Annotated in this window: 11 protein-coding genes; 6 read left to right on the forward strand and 5 right to left on the reverse strand. The window is 56.8% G+C overall.

What is annotated here, in order from left to right; all coding sequences use genetic code 11:
- The first annotated feature begins 120 nt into the window (after positions 1-120).
- From BRPE64_RS23395 to BRPE64_RS23420, 6 genes are all read left to right on the forward strand, one after another.
- Positions 121-1,212 (forward strand): ABC transporter ATP-binding protein, encoded by a 1,092-nt coding sequence (locus BRPE64_RS23395; protein ID WP_044042910.1) that lies wholly within the window; start codon positions 121-123, stop codon positions 1,210-1,212.
- On the forward strand, positions 1,199-2,323 hold the full coding sequence (locus tag BRPE64_RS23400) for an ABC transporter ATP-binding protein (protein WP_016347370.1): 1,125 nt from the start codon (positions 1,199-1,201) through the stop codon (positions 2,321-2,323). The genes BRPE64_RS23395 and BRPE64_RS23400 overlap by 14 nt, the downstream gene beginning before the upstream one ends.
- Positions 2,320-3,216: a carbohydrate ABC transporter permease gene (locus tag BRPE64_RS23405; RefSeq protein WP_016347371.1), complete on the forward strand. Its 897-nt coding sequence runs from the start codon at positions 2,320-2,322 to the stop codon at positions 3,214-3,216. Before BRPE64_RS23400 ends, BRPE64_RS23405 begins: the two co-directional genes overlap by 4 nt.
- Positions 3,206-4,018, forward strand: a complete 813-nt coding sequence (locus BRPE64_RS23410; RefSeq protein WP_044043121.1) for a carbohydrate ABC transporter permease — start codon at positions 3,206-3,208, stop codon at positions 4,016-4,018. The genes BRPE64_RS23405 and BRPE64_RS23410 overlap by 11 nt, the downstream gene beginning before the upstream one ends.
- Positions 4,018-4,299, forward strand: coding sequence for a DUF2160 domain-containing protein (locus tag BRPE64_RS23415; protein WP_016347373.1), 282 nt, complete (start codon positions 4,018-4,020; stop codon positions 4,297-4,299). The genes BRPE64_RS23410 and BRPE64_RS23415 overlap by 1 nt, the downstream gene beginning before the upstream one ends.
- Before the next feature lie 102 nt (positions 4,300-4,401).
- Entirely contained in the window at positions 4,402-6,141 is a 1,740-nt protein-coding gene (locus BRPE64_RS23420; RefSeq protein WP_044042911.1) for an ABC transporter substrate-binding protein, read from the forward strand.
- A gap of 265 nt (positions 6,142-6,406) precedes the next feature.
- Here BRPE64_RS23420 and BRPE64_RS33955 read toward each other — a convergent pair whose 3' ends face one another.
- The 5 genes from BRPE64_RS33955 to BRPE64_RS23445 all read right to left on the reverse strand — a co-directional run bounded on the left by BRPE64_RS33955 (position 6,407) and on the right by BRPE64_RS23445 (position 15,050).
- Entirely contained in the window at positions 6,407-6,538 is a 132-nt protein-coding gene (locus BRPE64_RS33955; protein ID WP_016347375.1) for a hypothetical protein, read from the reverse strand.
- A 337-nt stretch (positions 6,539-6,875) separates the two neighbouring features.
- Positions 6,876-9,812 carry a DEAD/DEAH box helicase gene (locus BRPE64_RS23430; RefSeq protein WP_016347376.1) on the reverse strand — a complete coding sequence of 979 codons (2,937 nt, stop codon included), beginning with the start codon at positions 9,810-9,812 and terminating at the stop codon, positions 6,876-6,878.
- Between the two features lie 570 nt (positions 9,813-10,382).
- Complete coding sequence (locus tag BRPE64_RS23435; protein ID WP_016347377.1) at positions 10,383-11,882, reverse strand: MltF family protein; 1,500 nt, start codon at positions 11,880-11,882, stop codon at positions 10,383-10,385.
- A gap of 78 nt (positions 11,883-11,960) precedes the next feature.
- A complete protein-coding gene (locus BRPE64_RS23440) occupies positions 11,961-13,139 on the reverse strand; it encodes an anaerobic sulfatase maturase (RefSeq protein ID WP_232519282.1) in 1,179 nt (392 codons plus the stop codon).
- 264 nt (positions 13,140-13,403) lie between these two features.
- Entirely contained in the window at positions 13,404-15,050 is a 1,647-nt protein-coding gene (locus BRPE64_RS23445) for an arylsulfatase (RefSeq protein WP_232519283.1), read from the reverse strand.
- Positions 15,051-15,533 lie beyond the last annotated feature (483 nt).

The raw sequence follows: 15,533 nt of genomic DNA on the forward strand, positions 1-15,533 counted from the left end.
ACGCAAACCAACAAAAGGGACATTTCGACTGCAGCACGTAATCCATGCGAAATCAAATTGACGCCATTTTGAAGCGCCGCCTCTGCGACTGGCGTCGCGCACGCCGCAAAGGAGAGCGATTTGGTCCTGGAACTGGAGCGGGTCAGTGTCGTTTCTGGCGGGCAACCGTATTTGTACGGCGTGGATTTGCGCCTCGTCCCAGGCGCCATCAATGTGCTTCTCGGACCCACGCAGGCCGGTAAAACCACGCTGATGCGCGTGATGGCAGGTCTGGACAGGCCCAACGACGGCCGGGTGCTCGTCGACGGCCAGAACGTGACAGGCGTCAGCGTGCGCCAGCGTAATCTCGCGATGGTCTATCAGCAGTTCATCAACTACCCGGCGATGACGGTCTTCGAAAACATCGCCTCGCCTTTGCGCCTGCAAAAGACCGACCCTGCCGAAATCCGCCGGCGCGTGCAGGAAGTCGCAGCCAAACTGCATATCGATCATTTGCTGGAGCGGCGGCCAGGCGAACTGTCAGGCGGCCAACAGCAGCGCTGCGCGCTCGCGCGTGCACTCGTGAAGCGCACGTCGCTGGTGCTGCTCGACGAGCCGCTCGTCAATCTCGATTACAAACTGCGCGAGGAATTGCGCATGGAACTGGCTACGCTCTTCACTGGCGGCAACACCACCGTCGTCTACGCGACTACCGAACCTCTCGAAGCGTTACTGCTCGGCGGTTATACGGCAATCGTCGATAAAGGCCGGGTTCTGCAGTTCGGCCCCACCCTCGATGTCTATAACGCACCGGTCAACGTCGCGGCCGCGGCCATTTTTAACGACCCGCCAATGAACATGCTGACGAGCGACTGCGGCAACGGCCGCGCGCGTCTGCCGATCGGCGTGGAGGTTCCAATCCGGCACGGTCCCGCTGTGGACGGCGCATGCCGCATCGGCATCCGGCCGGGGCACGTGCGTCTTCAGGCGAATTCCTCGCATGCGATCGCCGTTCCGTGCCGGCTCGAACTCGCTGAACTGAGCGGGTCGGAAACGTACCTGCACTTGCGCACGCTGACCGGCGCGGTCGACCTGGTCGCGCAGTTGCAGGGCGTGCATCAGATAGGGCTCGGCACGCAGCTCGACGTTTTCATCGACCCTGACGAACTGTTTGTGTTCGGCGCGGACACTCAACTGGTGTCCAGCCCGGAGGCGGCTTATGGCGTGCATTGAGTTCCAGAATCTCGCGCACGCGTACGGACCGAGCCCCGCGACGCTCGATGACTACGCGCTTCAACCCATGAGCATGGTCTGGGATGCCGGCGGCGCTTATGCGTTGCTCGGTCCATCGGGTTGCGGCAAGACGACGCTGCTGAATATCGTGTCGGGGCTCGTCAAGCCGTCGGAGGGCAAAGTGTTGTTCGACGGACGCGACGTGACGGCGCTCGGCGCACGTCAGCGCAACATCGCCCAGGTGTTCCAGTTTCCCGTGGTCTACGACACGATGACCGTGTTCGATAACCTCGCGTTTCCGCTACGCAATCGCAAGCTGTCAGCCGCCGAGGTCACGAAGCGCGTGCACGAGGTCGCGGACATCCTCGATATGACGCGCGACCTGCCGAACAAGGCGAGCGATCTGGCCGCCGACGCCAAGCAGAAAATCTCGCTTGGGCGCGGCCTCGTGCGCAAGGACGTCGCGGCGATCCTCTTCGACGAACCGTTGACTGTGATCGACCCCGCGATGAAGTGGATCCTGCGCCGGCAGTTGAAGAAGATCCACCAGCAACTCAAGCTCACGCTTATCTACGTGACGCACGATCAGGTAGAAGCGCTGACTTTCGCCGATGAAGTCGTGGTCATGACAAATGGCCGCGTCGTTCAGAAGGGCGGAGCCGATGCGCTTTTTCTGCGGCCGGACCACGCTTTTGTTGGCTACTTCATCGGCAGCCCGGGCATGAATCTTTGTCCGATCGAGCTCGACGCTGACGGCGCAAAAATCGGCTCGCAGCGCCTGCCGCTCGACGCCGGCACGCTTGCGACGCTACGTGGTGCGCATCAGCAGACAAACGGCGCGCTAAAACTGGGGATTCGCCCGGAATTCGTCCGCCTTTCGCAGGAAGGAGGAGCCGGCGCGGTCAACGCGCGGGTGCTGCGCGCGCAGCAGCTCGGCAACTATCAACTGGTTACCGCGCAATGCGACGGCAATGTGTTCAATGCGAGGCTCGATCCGCATGTGCGGGTTGTCGACGGACCTGCCTGGCTGCATCTCATTGCGCCTGAAACCGTGTTCTTCTGCAACGACGAAAGAATCGAAACACGCATCTCCGAAGGGGCCGCGCGATGAACAAGCCCGTCAATCAGAAAGCGTGGCTGCTGGTCATTCCGGTGTTCATCTGCGTCGCGTTCTCCGCGATCCTTCCGCTGATGACGGTGGTCAACTACTCGGTGCAGGACATCATCGGCCCGACGCAGCATGTGTTCGTCGGTACGGAGTGGTTTCGCAACATCATGACCGATCCGGATTTGCGCGACGCGCTCGGCAGACAGGTCATTTTCTCCACGTGCGTTCTGCTGTTTGAGATTCCATTGGGCGTGGGCCTTGCCCTTTCGATGCCGGCTTCGGGATGGCGCGCATCGGCCACGCTCATCGTGCTTGCCATGCCGTTGCTGATTCCTTGGAACGTGGTGGGCACGATCTGGCAGATCTTCGGGCGCCCGGATATCGGACTGCTCGGTTACTGGCTCAATGGTCTTGGCTTCGACTACAACTACACGGCGAGTCCCACGGCTGCATGGATCACCGTGCTGGTGATGGACATCTGGCACTGGACCCCGCTCGTCGCGCTGCTCTGCTATGCGGGCTTGCGCGCGATTCCGGACGCCTTCTATCAGGCTGCGGAAATAGATGGCGCAAGCCGTTTTGCGGTATTCCGCTACATCGAATTGCCGAAGATGCGAGGCGTGCTGATGATCGCCGTGCTGTTGCGCTTCATGGACAGCTTCATGATCTATACCGAGCCGTTCGTGCTGACAGGCGGCGGTCCCGGCGACTCCACAACCTTCCTCAGTCAGTATCTGACACAAAAAGCAGTCGGCCAGTTCGATCTTGGCCCGGCCGCGGCTTTCTCGCTGATCTATTTCCTGATCATTTTGCTGCTGTGCTTCATTCTCTATAACTGGATGAGCCGCGTAGGCAAAGGTGGCCCCGCCGCCCAAGGAGACGACCATGCAGGATAAGCGCCGCTGGATGCGGACGTCGATGCTCGTCGTCTATATGCTGTTCGCGCTGATTCCGCTTTACTGGATGCTCTCGATCTCCCTGCGCACAAACGAAGAAACCATGTCGACGTTCGCCACGCTGCCGCAGCACGTGACGTTCGAAAACTACAAGGTGATCTTCACCGATCCTTCGTGGTACTGGGGCTATATCAATTCGATCATCTACGTGCTGATGAACACGGTGATGTCGGTACTGGTCGCGCTGCCTGCGGCGTATGCGTTCTCACGTTATCGATTTCTCGGCGACAAGCACATGTTCTTCTGGCTGCTCACCAACCGCATGACGCCGCCCGCGGTATTTTTGCTGCCGTTTTTCCAGCTCTATTCGAGCGTCGGACTGACCGACACGTACATTGCCGTCGCACTTGCGCACATGCTGTTTAACGTGCCGCTTGCCGTGTGGATTCTCGAAGGCTTCATGTCGGGCGTCTCGCGCGAGATCGACGAAACCGCGTACATAGACGGCTATACGTTTCCCGCTTTCTTCGTGAAGATCTTCCTCCCGCTCATCAAGTCGGGCGTCGGCGTCACGGCTTTTTTCTGCTTCATGTTCAGCTGGGTCGAACTGCTGCTCGCGCGCACGCTGACTTCGGTCAACGCGAAGCCTATCGCTGCGGTGATGACGCGCACCGTGTCGGCGGCCGGCATGGACTGGGGCGTGCTGTCGGCGGCGGGCGTGCTGACCATCGTTCCCGGCGCGCTGGTGATCTACTTCGTGCGCAACTACATCGCAAAGGGTTTCGCGATGGGGAGAGTGTGATGTTCACGTGGATGTACTGGACGCCCGAGGTGGCGATCTTCTTCGGCTGCATCGTCGTCATGCTGGGCGGCATGACGGTATGGGAACTGCGCTCGCCGACTCATGAACGCAAGGGCTTTCTGCCTATCGCGACGACTCGCGGTGATCGCCTGTTCATCGGCCTGTTGGCTGCCGCATATGTGAATCTCGCGTGGCTCGGCATCAGCGCCGAGGGCTCGAGTTCCTGGCCGGGCTTCGCAGCCTCGGTGCTGGTGTTGCTCGCGATCATGTGGAAGGGATAAGAAGCCGACGCATGCAATGAAGACTGGCAAGTGCCGGTTCCGCTGATGCCCCCAGCGGGCGCCGACAAGACCGAAGGGGCACGGAAGTCACAGGAGAAGACCATGCATCAGAGGAGACGGATCGTCGCGCTGGCAGTGGCAAGCATCGTGTCTGGTGCCTTCGCGAACCAGGCTCTGGCGGGCACGCCTGAGGCGCAGAAATGGGTGGATAGCGAGTTTCAACCCAGCACGCTTTCGAAAAAGCAGCAGATGGACGAGATGAAATGGTTCATCGACACCGCGGCGAAACTCAAATCGCAAGGCGTCAAGGAGGTTCATGTCGTATCGGAAACGATCGACACGCATACCTACGAATCCAAAACGCTTGCCACCGCCTTTAGTGAAATCACCGGCATTCAGGTGAAGCACGACATCATTCAGGAAGGCGACGTCGTCGAGAAATTGCAGACCTCGATGCAATCCGGGCAAAGCATTTACGACGGCTGGATCTCGGACTCGGACCTGATCGGCACGCACTATCGTTATGGCGTGATCGTTCCGCTATCCGATTACATGGCGGGAGAAGGCAAGGAATATACGAACCCTGGTCTTGACCTGAAAGACTTTATCGGCACGAGTTTTACGACCGCGCCGGACAAAAAACTTTATCAGCTTCCCGACCAGCAGTTCGCGAACCTTTACTGGTTCCGCGCGGACTGGTTCGCACGCAAGGACTTGCAGGACAAGTTCAAGGCGAAATACGGCTACGATCTCGGCGTGCCGGTCAACTGGTCCGCGTATGAAGACATCGCCGAGTTCTTTACGAACGATGTGAAAAACATCGACGGAGAAAAAGTTTACGGTCATATGGATTACGGCAAGAAAGACCCGTCGCTTGGCTGGCGCTTCACGGACGCATGGCTTTCCATGGCGGGCGCAGCCGACAAGGGCATTCCGAACGGCATGCCCGTCGACGAATGGGGCATTCGCGTGACGCCTGACGGCTGTCATCCGGTAGGCGCGTCGGTGTCGCGCGGCGGTGGCACCAACAGCCCGGCCGCAGTCTACGCGACGACCAAATACATCAACTGGCTCAAGAAATACGCGCCGCCAGAAGCGTCCGGCATGACGTTCAGCGAAGCGGGCCCTGTGCCCGCGCAAGGCCGGATCGCGCAACAGGTGTTCTGGTACACCGCGTTCACGGCGTCGATGCTCAAGCCGGGCAACGTCACGAATGCGGATGGCACGCCGAAGTGGCGCATGGCGCCCTCCCCGCACGGCGCTTACTGGAAGGACGGCATGCAGAACGGCTATCAGGACGTCGGCTCGTGGACGTTCTTCAAGTCGACGCCACCGAATCAGCGCGCCGCCGCGTGGCTGTACGCGCAGTTCGTGACGTCGAAGAGCGTGTCGCTCAAGAAGTCGATTGTCGGTCTCACGTTCATTCGCGACTCCGACATTCATAGCGACTACTTCACGAAAAACGCGGACAAGTACGGCGGCCTGATCGAGTTCTATCGCAGCCCGGCGCGCGTCGCGTGGACGCCGACCGGCAACAACGTGCCCGACTATCCGAAGATGGCGCAACTCTGGTGGAAGAACGTCGGCACCGCTGTCGCCGGTGAAAAAACTCCGCAGGCTGCAATGGATAACCTCGCGAAGGAAATGGACCAGGTGTTGGCCCGTTTGCAGCGGGCCGGCATGAAGGTTTGCGCGCCGGAGCTGAATGCGCAAAGCGATCCGTCCAAGTGGCTGTCGGACCAACACGCGCCGTGGAAGGCGCTCGCCAACGAAAAGCCGAAGGGCGAAACAGTGAGTTATGAGCAACTGCTGTCGGCGTGGAAGGCGGGCAAGGTGCGGTAAGTCTTCTGACGACGTTCGGCGCTCTTTTGGATGGGCGGCACTTGATCGTGCCGCCCATTTGTTATGTTTTGCTGCCGCCGTTCCCGCTTCCACGCGCAATCACTTCGCCATCTCGTTCGATACCGGCATTGCCGGAATGCCCTGCTGGATTTCTCCGCGATGCTGTGCCCGTAATGCTCTTCGATCAAGGCGCCTATCAGCCGGCCGGGGTGTTCGCTTGCGATATCCGCCGCTTCGACATAGTCCGGGGCGGTGTACGCGTCCTTCATCCGACCAGCACGCGGCTTTTCTCTCCGTCGATGCACAGGCTCGAAGTCCGCAGAAACCGCGCGCCTTCCTCATACTGCAGCGTCGTCGCGAGATCGCGGTTCGTGGCGATCACGTCCGTCGATTGCATACGCCGCGGTCCCACGCCGCCCAAGGCGCAACGGCCATTCACGATGCCAAGTCGTTGACGGGACCTCGGCCTTTGGGGACATTGACGCTGGTCGCTATCAAAGTCGGCAGCCTAGCGGATTGCCGGCGTTGCCGGCGTCTCGCGCAGGATCGCAACTGATGGGGTCAGCGAATTCACACTTGCGACCCTGAGCGGTCTTTCGATCCCGCGTACCGTTTATGGCGGCTTTCGAGGTACAACGGCAGTTCGAGCAATCGTATCGGCCTGCCTGTTCTCGGCCATTGCTGTCTTCGTCAAGTTGGTCACGATTGCTCGCTCTCGCACGCTCTTATAATATCTATCTGCTCACAATTACTTTCAACTCCGTGCCGGATATATTTTTGAGATACATGTAACTACTCCCAAGCACAGTCAGCATCTCGTCCGTAATCCGGGCTTCCGAAATGGCGGGCTGAATAATGAAAAAGCCTATCCTGACCTCCAGGTCGCGACATTTATTTCGCAACAGATCGAGGCTTGCCGGAAGCCCCTTCAGAATTCGATCGAAGCCGTTCTCAAGTGACGTACCATATCTATCAAGAAGCTGCCTGAAAATAGCCTCACCAGTGTGCAACCATTTCACCGATCTGCTTGCCTGACCCGTTACGATGTACGTGTCATCAACCCGCGCGCCCGGCTTAGCGTCCTTGCTGCAGTACTTGCAATGGTAAAAATCAATTTGAATGTGGTCGTTATTCTCGTTTATCGCGACCAGGTCGGCGATTTCGCCGGCGCCGTCGTCGTTAAAGATCAGCTCATAAGCGCCCTCTATTTTTGAAAACGTGAATCCTTGAACAGTATCCAAATCGCGATCTTTTCCCATGGATTCTTTGTTTATTTTTGTTTCTCCCCAGTCCCAGCTTGAGAGAAGTGCCCTTGGCAACTTAACATTGAGGGTTTGCGGGCTGTAGTAACGATAGTTGCCCAAAATAATTGAGCCGTCTTGCTTTAGGATTTTAATTGGATTATCATCAAGATACTCGGAAAAAGAACGTTCTTTCCCGTAGATTATCTTGATATCCCCGCAGTCGATTTTATATCCATCGACTTCGAGTGTGATATCGACACGACCAACCGCTCTCTCCGCCCCAAGCTCGTCTTTAGTCAGAACTGGAATTCGCAAGATGCGATCCGTAACGCGAACAGGATAGCCGAGCCAAAGGTCCAGCAATTTATAAGCAATACCATTGACTATCAGCGTAACCCTGTGTTCCACTTCAATATAAATTGATTCCGGCCAGTCGGCATAAAACAACCCATCCGGCCAGATTCTTTCGATTTTCTCGGAGCGAATCACGTTATTCAGTATGTCTCTCGTATCTATGTTTGCGTTGTTGATTTTCTCTGATACTGAGTCGCACCACTTAACCCAATAATCAATGGTTTCCGAGTTCATTTCCCATAATTTACCCTTGTATGAGCATCCTGCAGTCGTTTTGTATCCCTCCTGAAAACCAATTCCGAAGATATTCGATTTGATAGCGGCTCCGTTTTCGAGGTCGTCCATCACGGAATTAATGTCTCGACCAACATGCATAGTAAAACGGATGTCGCGAGTGCCGCGCGTAAGCCCAACGTTTTGAAACTTTAATAGGTTAATGTTGTGCAGGATGCGAAACGTTTTCTCTCCAGCGACTTTTTCGGAGTTCGCGGAAATTAGGTTCTTAAAGGCTGCAGACTGCCCCTCATCGCCGGAAGTGCTTATAAACAGTGTCGCATCTTTTTTCCGGTAATAGGCAAGATACAGATGCCAGTCTGTCGCTGAGATCGCGGCGGTGTTCGCCCAAGAAACGGGGGACTCGGCGCGGGTCACTGCCATCACTAGGGTTTGGTCTTCATTAACCGAATAAAGCCGCACTTCCTCGCCTTTTGATCGCATTTCCGCAGCGCCAAAAGGCTTCCAGTCTATCTGGGCCACCCTGTAAGCCACGGCACTCACCTTGGGGGTTGGATTCAATGCAATTATTTTCTCACCGTCCTCCACGTCCTCAAACTGCGCCTCAAACTTCTCTCGCTCCAATTCACGGCCGATCTTTTTTTCACTTACCTCGCGGATAATAATTCCCCAGTCCGCACTTTCAGAATAAAGTGCGGCCATTTGATTGTCGACTTTTTGATTTGCGATGTTTGCGACAAACTTGGCCGCTCCCAATAGATCATTGACGCGGGTAAGTCTTCCGATGAATTGAAGGGTTACGGCTGGGCTACAGTGCTGGTCATGAAGGGCAGCAATTTTTAGTTCGGGAAGGTCGAAGCCTTCGCCAAGCATGTTCACGCAGACGATGATTCGATGTTGTCTGTTTTTTATTCTCTTGATGATTTTATCTTTTTCATTCACGCCGCTATACACCAGCACCGGAGAAAGATCATTGTGCTCTCTATACAAATCGTAGATCTTTTTTGCCTTCGATATCGAGTTGGCGCGAGCCATCAGAAGATGATCTTTGCCAGATTCAAGATCTGCGCGAAGTAGTGCCACCGCCTTATTTGCGATTGCCTTATCGGAGAGAGAAAATTGATATTCTCTGACCGGATGAAATTCTATCGCTTGAAAATAGCCATCTTCTTGAGCATCTTTCAGGGAGTAGTTGTAAATTATTCGACCATCTAAAGTCTGCTTATCCTCCCGAAACGGCGTGGCCGTGAACTGAATGCACGGCTTTCCTTTAAACGCTGTTTTTATATTTCGCCAAGTTTTTGCCGCAACGTGATGTGCTTCGTCGACGATCAAGTGGCTTACGAGACTTACTAACTGCGCCAGCTGATCTCCGTGAGTCAAAGTTAAGGCATTTGGTGTGGATATAACGACGTTACTCAAGGCGATGTCGAGAAGGTCATCTTTTGTAAGGGCCGCATTCATGGTGAAAACTTTTGGGGATAGCGTTTGCTCGTCAATTGCCCGAAAGTCGCGAATGTTTTTAAGTTCTAATATTTTTTCCGATGTTTGTGATCGCAACGCATCGGACGGAACTATGATTAAGGCCCTTGGGAAAGCACCCGCAATAATTAGGGAAAAAATCGCATCAGTCTTCCCGGTCCCGGTGGGCATAACTACAGTTGCAGGTCGGTCCGGTACCGATGTCAGGTGGCATAGGGCCGCGAAAAGCGCCGCTCGCTGGGGTTTTCTAAACCCGCGATTATTGTTCAGATCGGTTGGCTCGATGATTTTAAGTTGATTGTCGACCCAACTTCTGTAAATGGCGTTTTCATCATACATATTTTTATCTATTGGCATGCGGTCCTTGGCTAATTTTTATGGCAGTTGATTAACGACTAGGAATACGATACCCATAATAACGCAGCCTTTATCAATGCGGCTTGACTGTCGGGCGAACTCTTGACCGATGCAACCAAAGCCCACTCGAAGATCAACAGACAGAAGAGTACACACCCGAATGCGGTGGAATCCCATGTCCGCGATAGTAGAAGTCAGCTTGCAGGAAAGCGGTTGCCAATCGCGGCATGGTTAATGACACCCGAATGTCTGCAACGGCCTAAGAAGGAGTGCCCGTCTTCTACAGTCAGACGGTCGGTTACTGGGGCAGAGCCGACGCCCGAACGTCCGGCCGCCAATCCATGTGAACGGCGGGATGTGGCCAACAAGCGCCCCCTCGAACAACATCTGCAACCTCGTTCGAATCGCCCAGCTTTTCCAAAGCTCCAACGAAGGCTTCTGACCGGTTAGCCGCCCCCTTGTCCCAACGCACCCGTCAAGAGCCGAAACAACCAAGCGCTTCGATGCCGACCACCTCTCCAACGAAGAGACATCGATCCTGCCCTCCAACACCCCCAAAAACCCCCCGCTTCACTGCTTCTTAACCCCCTCCATCGCCTTCTCACGCGCCGCTTGTGCATCGACAATCAGCCTATACGCCGCATAGTACTTATAAATGTTTCGCACATACGTAGTCGTTTCAATGCCGATCTTCTCGGCCACCACAACCTCGACGTTGTTGAACCACTTGTCGGGATCGAGGCCGCGCTGCGCGGCGAGCTGACGCATCTTCGCGATGTTGCCCGGACCCGCGTTATAGCTCGCAAACGCAAACAGCGGACGGTCGGTCTCGCTGAACTTCGCGTCCTTGAAGTACTTCGTCATTAGTTGATCCATGTACTTCGTGCCGGCATGGATGTTTGCTTCCGTCACCGTGATGCTTCCCACCGCCATCTGCTTTCCTGTCGCGGGCATGATCTGCATGACGCCGATCGCGCCCACATGGCTGCGCGCCTGCTGATTCAATTGCGATTCCTGGAAGCCCTGCGCGGCCAGCATCAGAGGATCGAAGCCGTATTGCGTGCCGTACTTCTGAAAAAGTTCGAGCGTCTGCTGGAAGCGCTTTTGTTCGGCATCACCGGCGTTGTTGCGGATCTGCTTGATCTTCTTCATGTACTGCGCAAGACGGTATTCGTACACGCCCTGCTTCTTCACGAAGTTGATGTAGAAGTCATTGAGCGCCGCCTGCAGTTGCGGGCTGTTCTTGCGTATCGCCCAACCCGAATAGCCTTCTCCGTTGACCGCGAGATCCTCATGTACCTTGATGTGCGGCAACACCTGCGCCCAGAGATGCGCCTTCCACTCGTCGACCAGGACAATGCCCAGCAGCCCGGCGTTGAGCATCTCCATCTCATCTTCGTCTTCGAGTGCTTCCGGCAGCGGCGTGATCTGCATCGGCGTCTTCCCTTCCTTCCGAAAGCGTTCGTTGAGCGCATTCAGGCTCTCGTAATAGCTCGACGAACGTCGCGCAAAGACTTCCTTGCCTGCGAGATCGTCGAGCTTATTCAGTGGCGGCGCCTTCGGTCCGGTGATGACGAGTTCGCGCACAGGCTTGCGATCGCGCGGCGCGATGAAATCGACGATCTTCAGGCGCTCATCCGTTGCGGTCAGGTTGCCCGCAGAAATGTCGCCTAATCCATCATTGAGCGACGACAGCAGCTTGTCGCGCGTCGTCGGAATGAGGTAGACCGTGAGCGGCCGCTTGTTCAACTGCGCCGCATACTTCTTGTTGACGTAGCGTTCGAAATCGCGCGCAAGCTCGGCAGCAAGCCCACGCTCGCGCCCCTTGTCGACGAAGTAAAGGGTACGGCTGTACGGCACCAGAAAACGAATCATGCGCCGTTCGAGCATAGCGTCGAAGTCGCCTGTCCACGGCTTGTTCGTCAGGCTCAATTGCCGGGCATCGCCGGCGGGCCGTGGAGGCGGAACGGACGATCCGGCTGGCGCACGGGTGGCGCTCGCCACAGATTCAGGCGCGGCCGGCTGTGCGGCCTGCGAATGCGTGCACACGAACGACATGCACAGCGCCATTGCCCAGATCGGCAATCTACAGTGAAGCATATTCAGCCTCCCCGTGCGTCCTTGTCGCCGCATGAGCGACACGATCTCTCACATACACCGTCTCGCGAGTTGCCTGAGCGCAGGCCCCGCGTGATCGTGAAAACGCTTGATACCGCTGCAAAGGTAGTTCAATCCGGCTTGACCATCCGGGCTGCAGATGAAGCGATTCTTGGGACATTCTCCCCAGCACACTTTCAGGTGCGTGCACTCGCGGCAATAGGCAGGAAGGGAATCGCGTTTCGCGTAGCCGAAGTGTTGTTGCTGCGGCGAGAACGCCATCTCGCCCAGATGCGTCGTTCGGATATTACCGAGCGAAAAGGCCGGGTACACATAGTGGTCGCAGGCATAGACCTCGCCGTCATGTTCGATCGCAAGCGCCTTGCCGCAGAACTCGGCAGTCACACACGTCTGCGCGGGACGCCCCGCCGTTTGCACCACAGCCGTCTCGAACAGATTCACCAGCACGCGACCAACGTCTTTTCTGTGCCATTCGTCGAAGGTTCGCGACAGGAAGTAACCCCAGTCGTCGGGATCGACCGACCAGTCCGTCACGACCGAGTCCGCGTTCCCCGGTCTCGCGGCGCTGCTTCCGAGGATCGGCATTGCATCGGGCGGCCAATGCTGGGGCGCAACGCTGCGAAAGTCCTTCGGCTCCACGCACGGAATGAACTGGATGTAGCGGGAATCCAGTTCGTTCCGCAGGAAGCGGTAGACGTCGAGCGGCCTTTTCGCATTGATGCGGTTGACGACCGTGAGCGTGTTGAACGTCACGCCGTGCTTCTTCAGATAGCCGATGCCTTGCATCACCTTGTCGAAGGTGGGCTGGCCCTTGCGATCGCGGCGGAATGCGTCGTGCAATTCACGCGGCCCGTCGATGCTGACACCGACCAGAAAGTCATGCTCCTTCAGGAAGGCGCACCATTCGTCGTCGAGCAAGGTCGCGTTCGTCTGAAGATCGTTCGAAATGCGACGTCCGGCCGGGGCGTACTTCTTCTGAATGTCGACGATGTCACGGAAGAAATCGACGCCGAGCATCGTCGGCTCGCCGCCTTGCCACGAGAAAATGATCTCGTCGCCGTTTTGCGCCTCGATGTATTGACGGATATAGCGTTCCAGCATCGACACTTCCATTCGCCGGCCGCGTCGCTGATCGAGCAGGTGTTCCTTGTGCAGGTAATAGCAGTAGGTACAGTCGATGTTGCATGTCGAGCCTATGGCTTTGGCCATAGTATGGAATCGTCCTTTCCGAGCGGGCGCGCTCGGCTCCGGCGCGAGCGGCCGCGTCTCGTGAAAGAAAATCGGCTGCACAGATGTACAGTCGCTGATCTCATTCATCCCGGCTCCTGCTAGCTCAATCGCGACTGAAGCACTACCGGCGCTTCCCCGTCCTGCTTCATGCCGACAACGCCCCCAACACGCGAGCGCAACGCCGCGCCGTCTGTCTCAGCGCAGAATCGGCTTTGACGCGCATCGTCTGTTTATCCCGACACATCAGTTCCCGGTCGGCATCGGAATGCTGAAGCCATTCTTCTCAAGCTCGTCGCGTACGAACTTCAGGCGCTCGTATTGACTGATCGTAATCGGCCCTGTGTACGCTTCGCTCTGTGCCTTACGCGGCGGATACTTGATGTATGTCTTCATTTCCTCTTTCACCGCACCGCTCAAGGCCGGGAGCGTCCAGGTGTGCTCGGTATAGTTGTTCATGAAGATGTCGTAGCGTTCCTGCGGGTCCTGGTACAGATCGAACACCTGCGGAACGGTCGCCACATAGCTCTCGGGTCCTTTCCAGCCGAGATTCGAATCCACCGCCAGGCCGCCTGTCTTCACGCCCGCGTCGCCGCGCAGATTGAATACAGCTTTGAATTGACCGACCCGCACCGCGCCCGGCGTCAATTCGTTCTCGGTGAAATAGAACCACGCGGTGCGCTTGCTCTTGCCCGTGCCAAAGAGCACCGGCGACATGTCGTAGCTGTCGAAGATGATCGGCTTGCCGTCGCGATCGTTCTTCGGCAGGTCGACTCCGGCCAGCGCGGCGAACGTCGCCATGCAGTCGAGACCGCCCACGATGTCGTAGTTGCGTGAGTGAGGCTTGATCTTGCCCGGCCACCAGGCGATAGCCGGCACGCGTGTGCCGCCCTCGCGATCAGTTCCTTTCGTGCCTCGGAACGGGGTATAGCCGGCGTCGGGATAGACGTCCTGCCAGGCGCCGTTGTCGGTCGTGAAGATGACGAGCGTGTTCTTGTCCAGTCCCTTCTCACGCAGCTTGTCGAAAATGTGGCCGACGCGCGCATCGAGTTCGACGAGCGAGTCCGCATACTTGGACTTTGCCAGCGATTTGCCCACGTAGTCGGGATCGGGCATGTTGGGCTGGTGAACCTTCATGAAGTTCACGTTGACGAAGAACGGCTGGCCGCTTTGCGCAGCCTCGTCGATATCGTCGAGCGCGGCTTTCTCGATATAGCGATCGACAAACGGAATGCCGACGATGCGTTTGTCCGGCTCGTTCTGGTACTGACCGTTCACCTTGAAGTCTTCGTGAGCCTTCTCGCCGGCCTTCCCGGAAAGCATGCCCGTGGTCACCTTGGTGAACATGTCGCGGGTTTGCTGATCCATTTCCGGAAACCATTTTGGATCGGCGTAGGTATAGGCGTTCAGGTGATACAGGCCGACATATTTCATGTCGTCGTAACCCTGAGCGTTGGGAAGCGCGTAGTCCGCTTCGCCCAGGTGCCATTTACCCGTGAAATACGTCTTGTAGTTGGCGAGTTTCAGCACCGACGCCAATGTCCACTCGGCACGCGGAAGCCCGCCGCCCTGGCCCTGAAACGCGACGGTCGTCATGCCACTGCGATTCGGATTGCGTCCCGTCTGAAGCGCGGCGCGGCCCGGCGTGCAGCTCGGTTGTCCGTAGAAGTCGAAGAAGGTCATGCCTTCGTCGGCCATTCTGTCGAGATTCGGCGTAGGAATGCCACGCCCTTCGCCGCCGCCGTAGACGCCGAGATCACCCCAACCCACATCGTCGCCGACGATCAATACGATATTGGGTTTGGTCGGCTGTTGAGAACCGGTCTGCGCGTGTCCGTTGATGGCGAGGCTCAGCAAACCCGCCGCCGCAAAGGCGAAAGGTGCGCGCTTCAACGGTCTTGCCACCGACGTAAAGCATGCTCCAAGGTTCATTGTCTTCCCCTCAGATTATCGAACGACGCATGACACATGGAAGCTGGACGCCCGCGTACCGGTCCAACGGCCGAGAGGGCACACAACAGCGCACACCTGCAAGGCGAAGCGATATAACTTCGACGATCGGTTGGCAAGAATTATTTGCATTCAGACGAATAGATCTCGCCCGCGCAATTGACCAAGATCGAATCGAGCGATCTTTCTCCGGCTCCCTTTTTTTCGCGCCGACCCTATCCGGCTGCTGCAACGCGGCATGAAAAATTCGAAAAAATCGCCAACCGCGTGTTGCGTTCGGGGCCGTCCTTCATATATTTGAATAGACTAATTCATTCGAAAGAACGAGATTCATTTCGAACAAATAGAAATGCGGACTCATTTCGTTTTGCAAATCGAAATTTCGCCGTGTCTCTGAAAATCGAACTCAAGTCCGGGGGAGCGGTT

The organism is Caballeronia insecticola (genome assembly GCF_000402035.1).
Classification (GTDB): Bacteria; Pseudomonadota; Gammaproteobacteria; order Burkholderiales; family Burkholderiaceae; genus Caballeronia; species Caballeronia insecticola.

Bases quoted from the DNA above. Each gene is read 5' to 3' on its own strand.
- BRPE64_RS23415 (WP_016347373.1), top strand. From the start codon at position 4,018: ATGTTCACGTGGATGTACTGGACGCCCGAGGTGGCGATCTTCTTCGGC.
- BRPE64_RS23430 (WP_016347376.1), bottom strand. From the start codon at position 9,812: ATGCCAATAGATAAAAATATGTATGATGAAAACGCCATTTACAGAAGT.
- BRPE64_RS23440 (WP_232519282.1), bottom strand. From the start codon at position 13,139: ATGGCCAAAGCCATAGGCTCGACATGCAACATCGACTGTACCTACTGC.
- BRPE64_RS23410 (WP_044043121.1), top strand. From the start codon at position 3,206: ATGCAGGATAAGCGCCGCTGGATGCGGACGTCGATGCTCGTCGTCTAT.
- BRPE64_RS33955 (WP_016347375.1), bottom strand. From the start codon at position 6,538: ATGCAATCGACGGACGTGATCGCCACGAACCGCGATCTCGCGACGACG.
- BRPE64_RS23420 (WP_044042911.1), top strand. From the start codon at position 4,402: ATGCATCAGAGGAGACGGATCGTCGCGCTGGCAGTGGCAAGCATCGTG.
- BRPE64_RS23405 (WP_016347371.1), top strand. From the start codon at position 2,320: ATGAACAAGCCCGTCAATCAGAAAGCGTGGCTGCTGGTCATTCCGGTG.
- BRPE64_RS23435 (WP_016347377.1), bottom strand. From the start codon at position 11,882: ATGGCGCTGTGCATGTCGTTCGTGTGCACGCATTCGCAGGCCGCACAG.
- BRPE64_RS23400 (WP_016347370.1), top strand. From the start codon at position 1,199: ATGGCGTGCATTGAGTTCCAGAATCTCGCGCACGCGTACGGACCGAGC.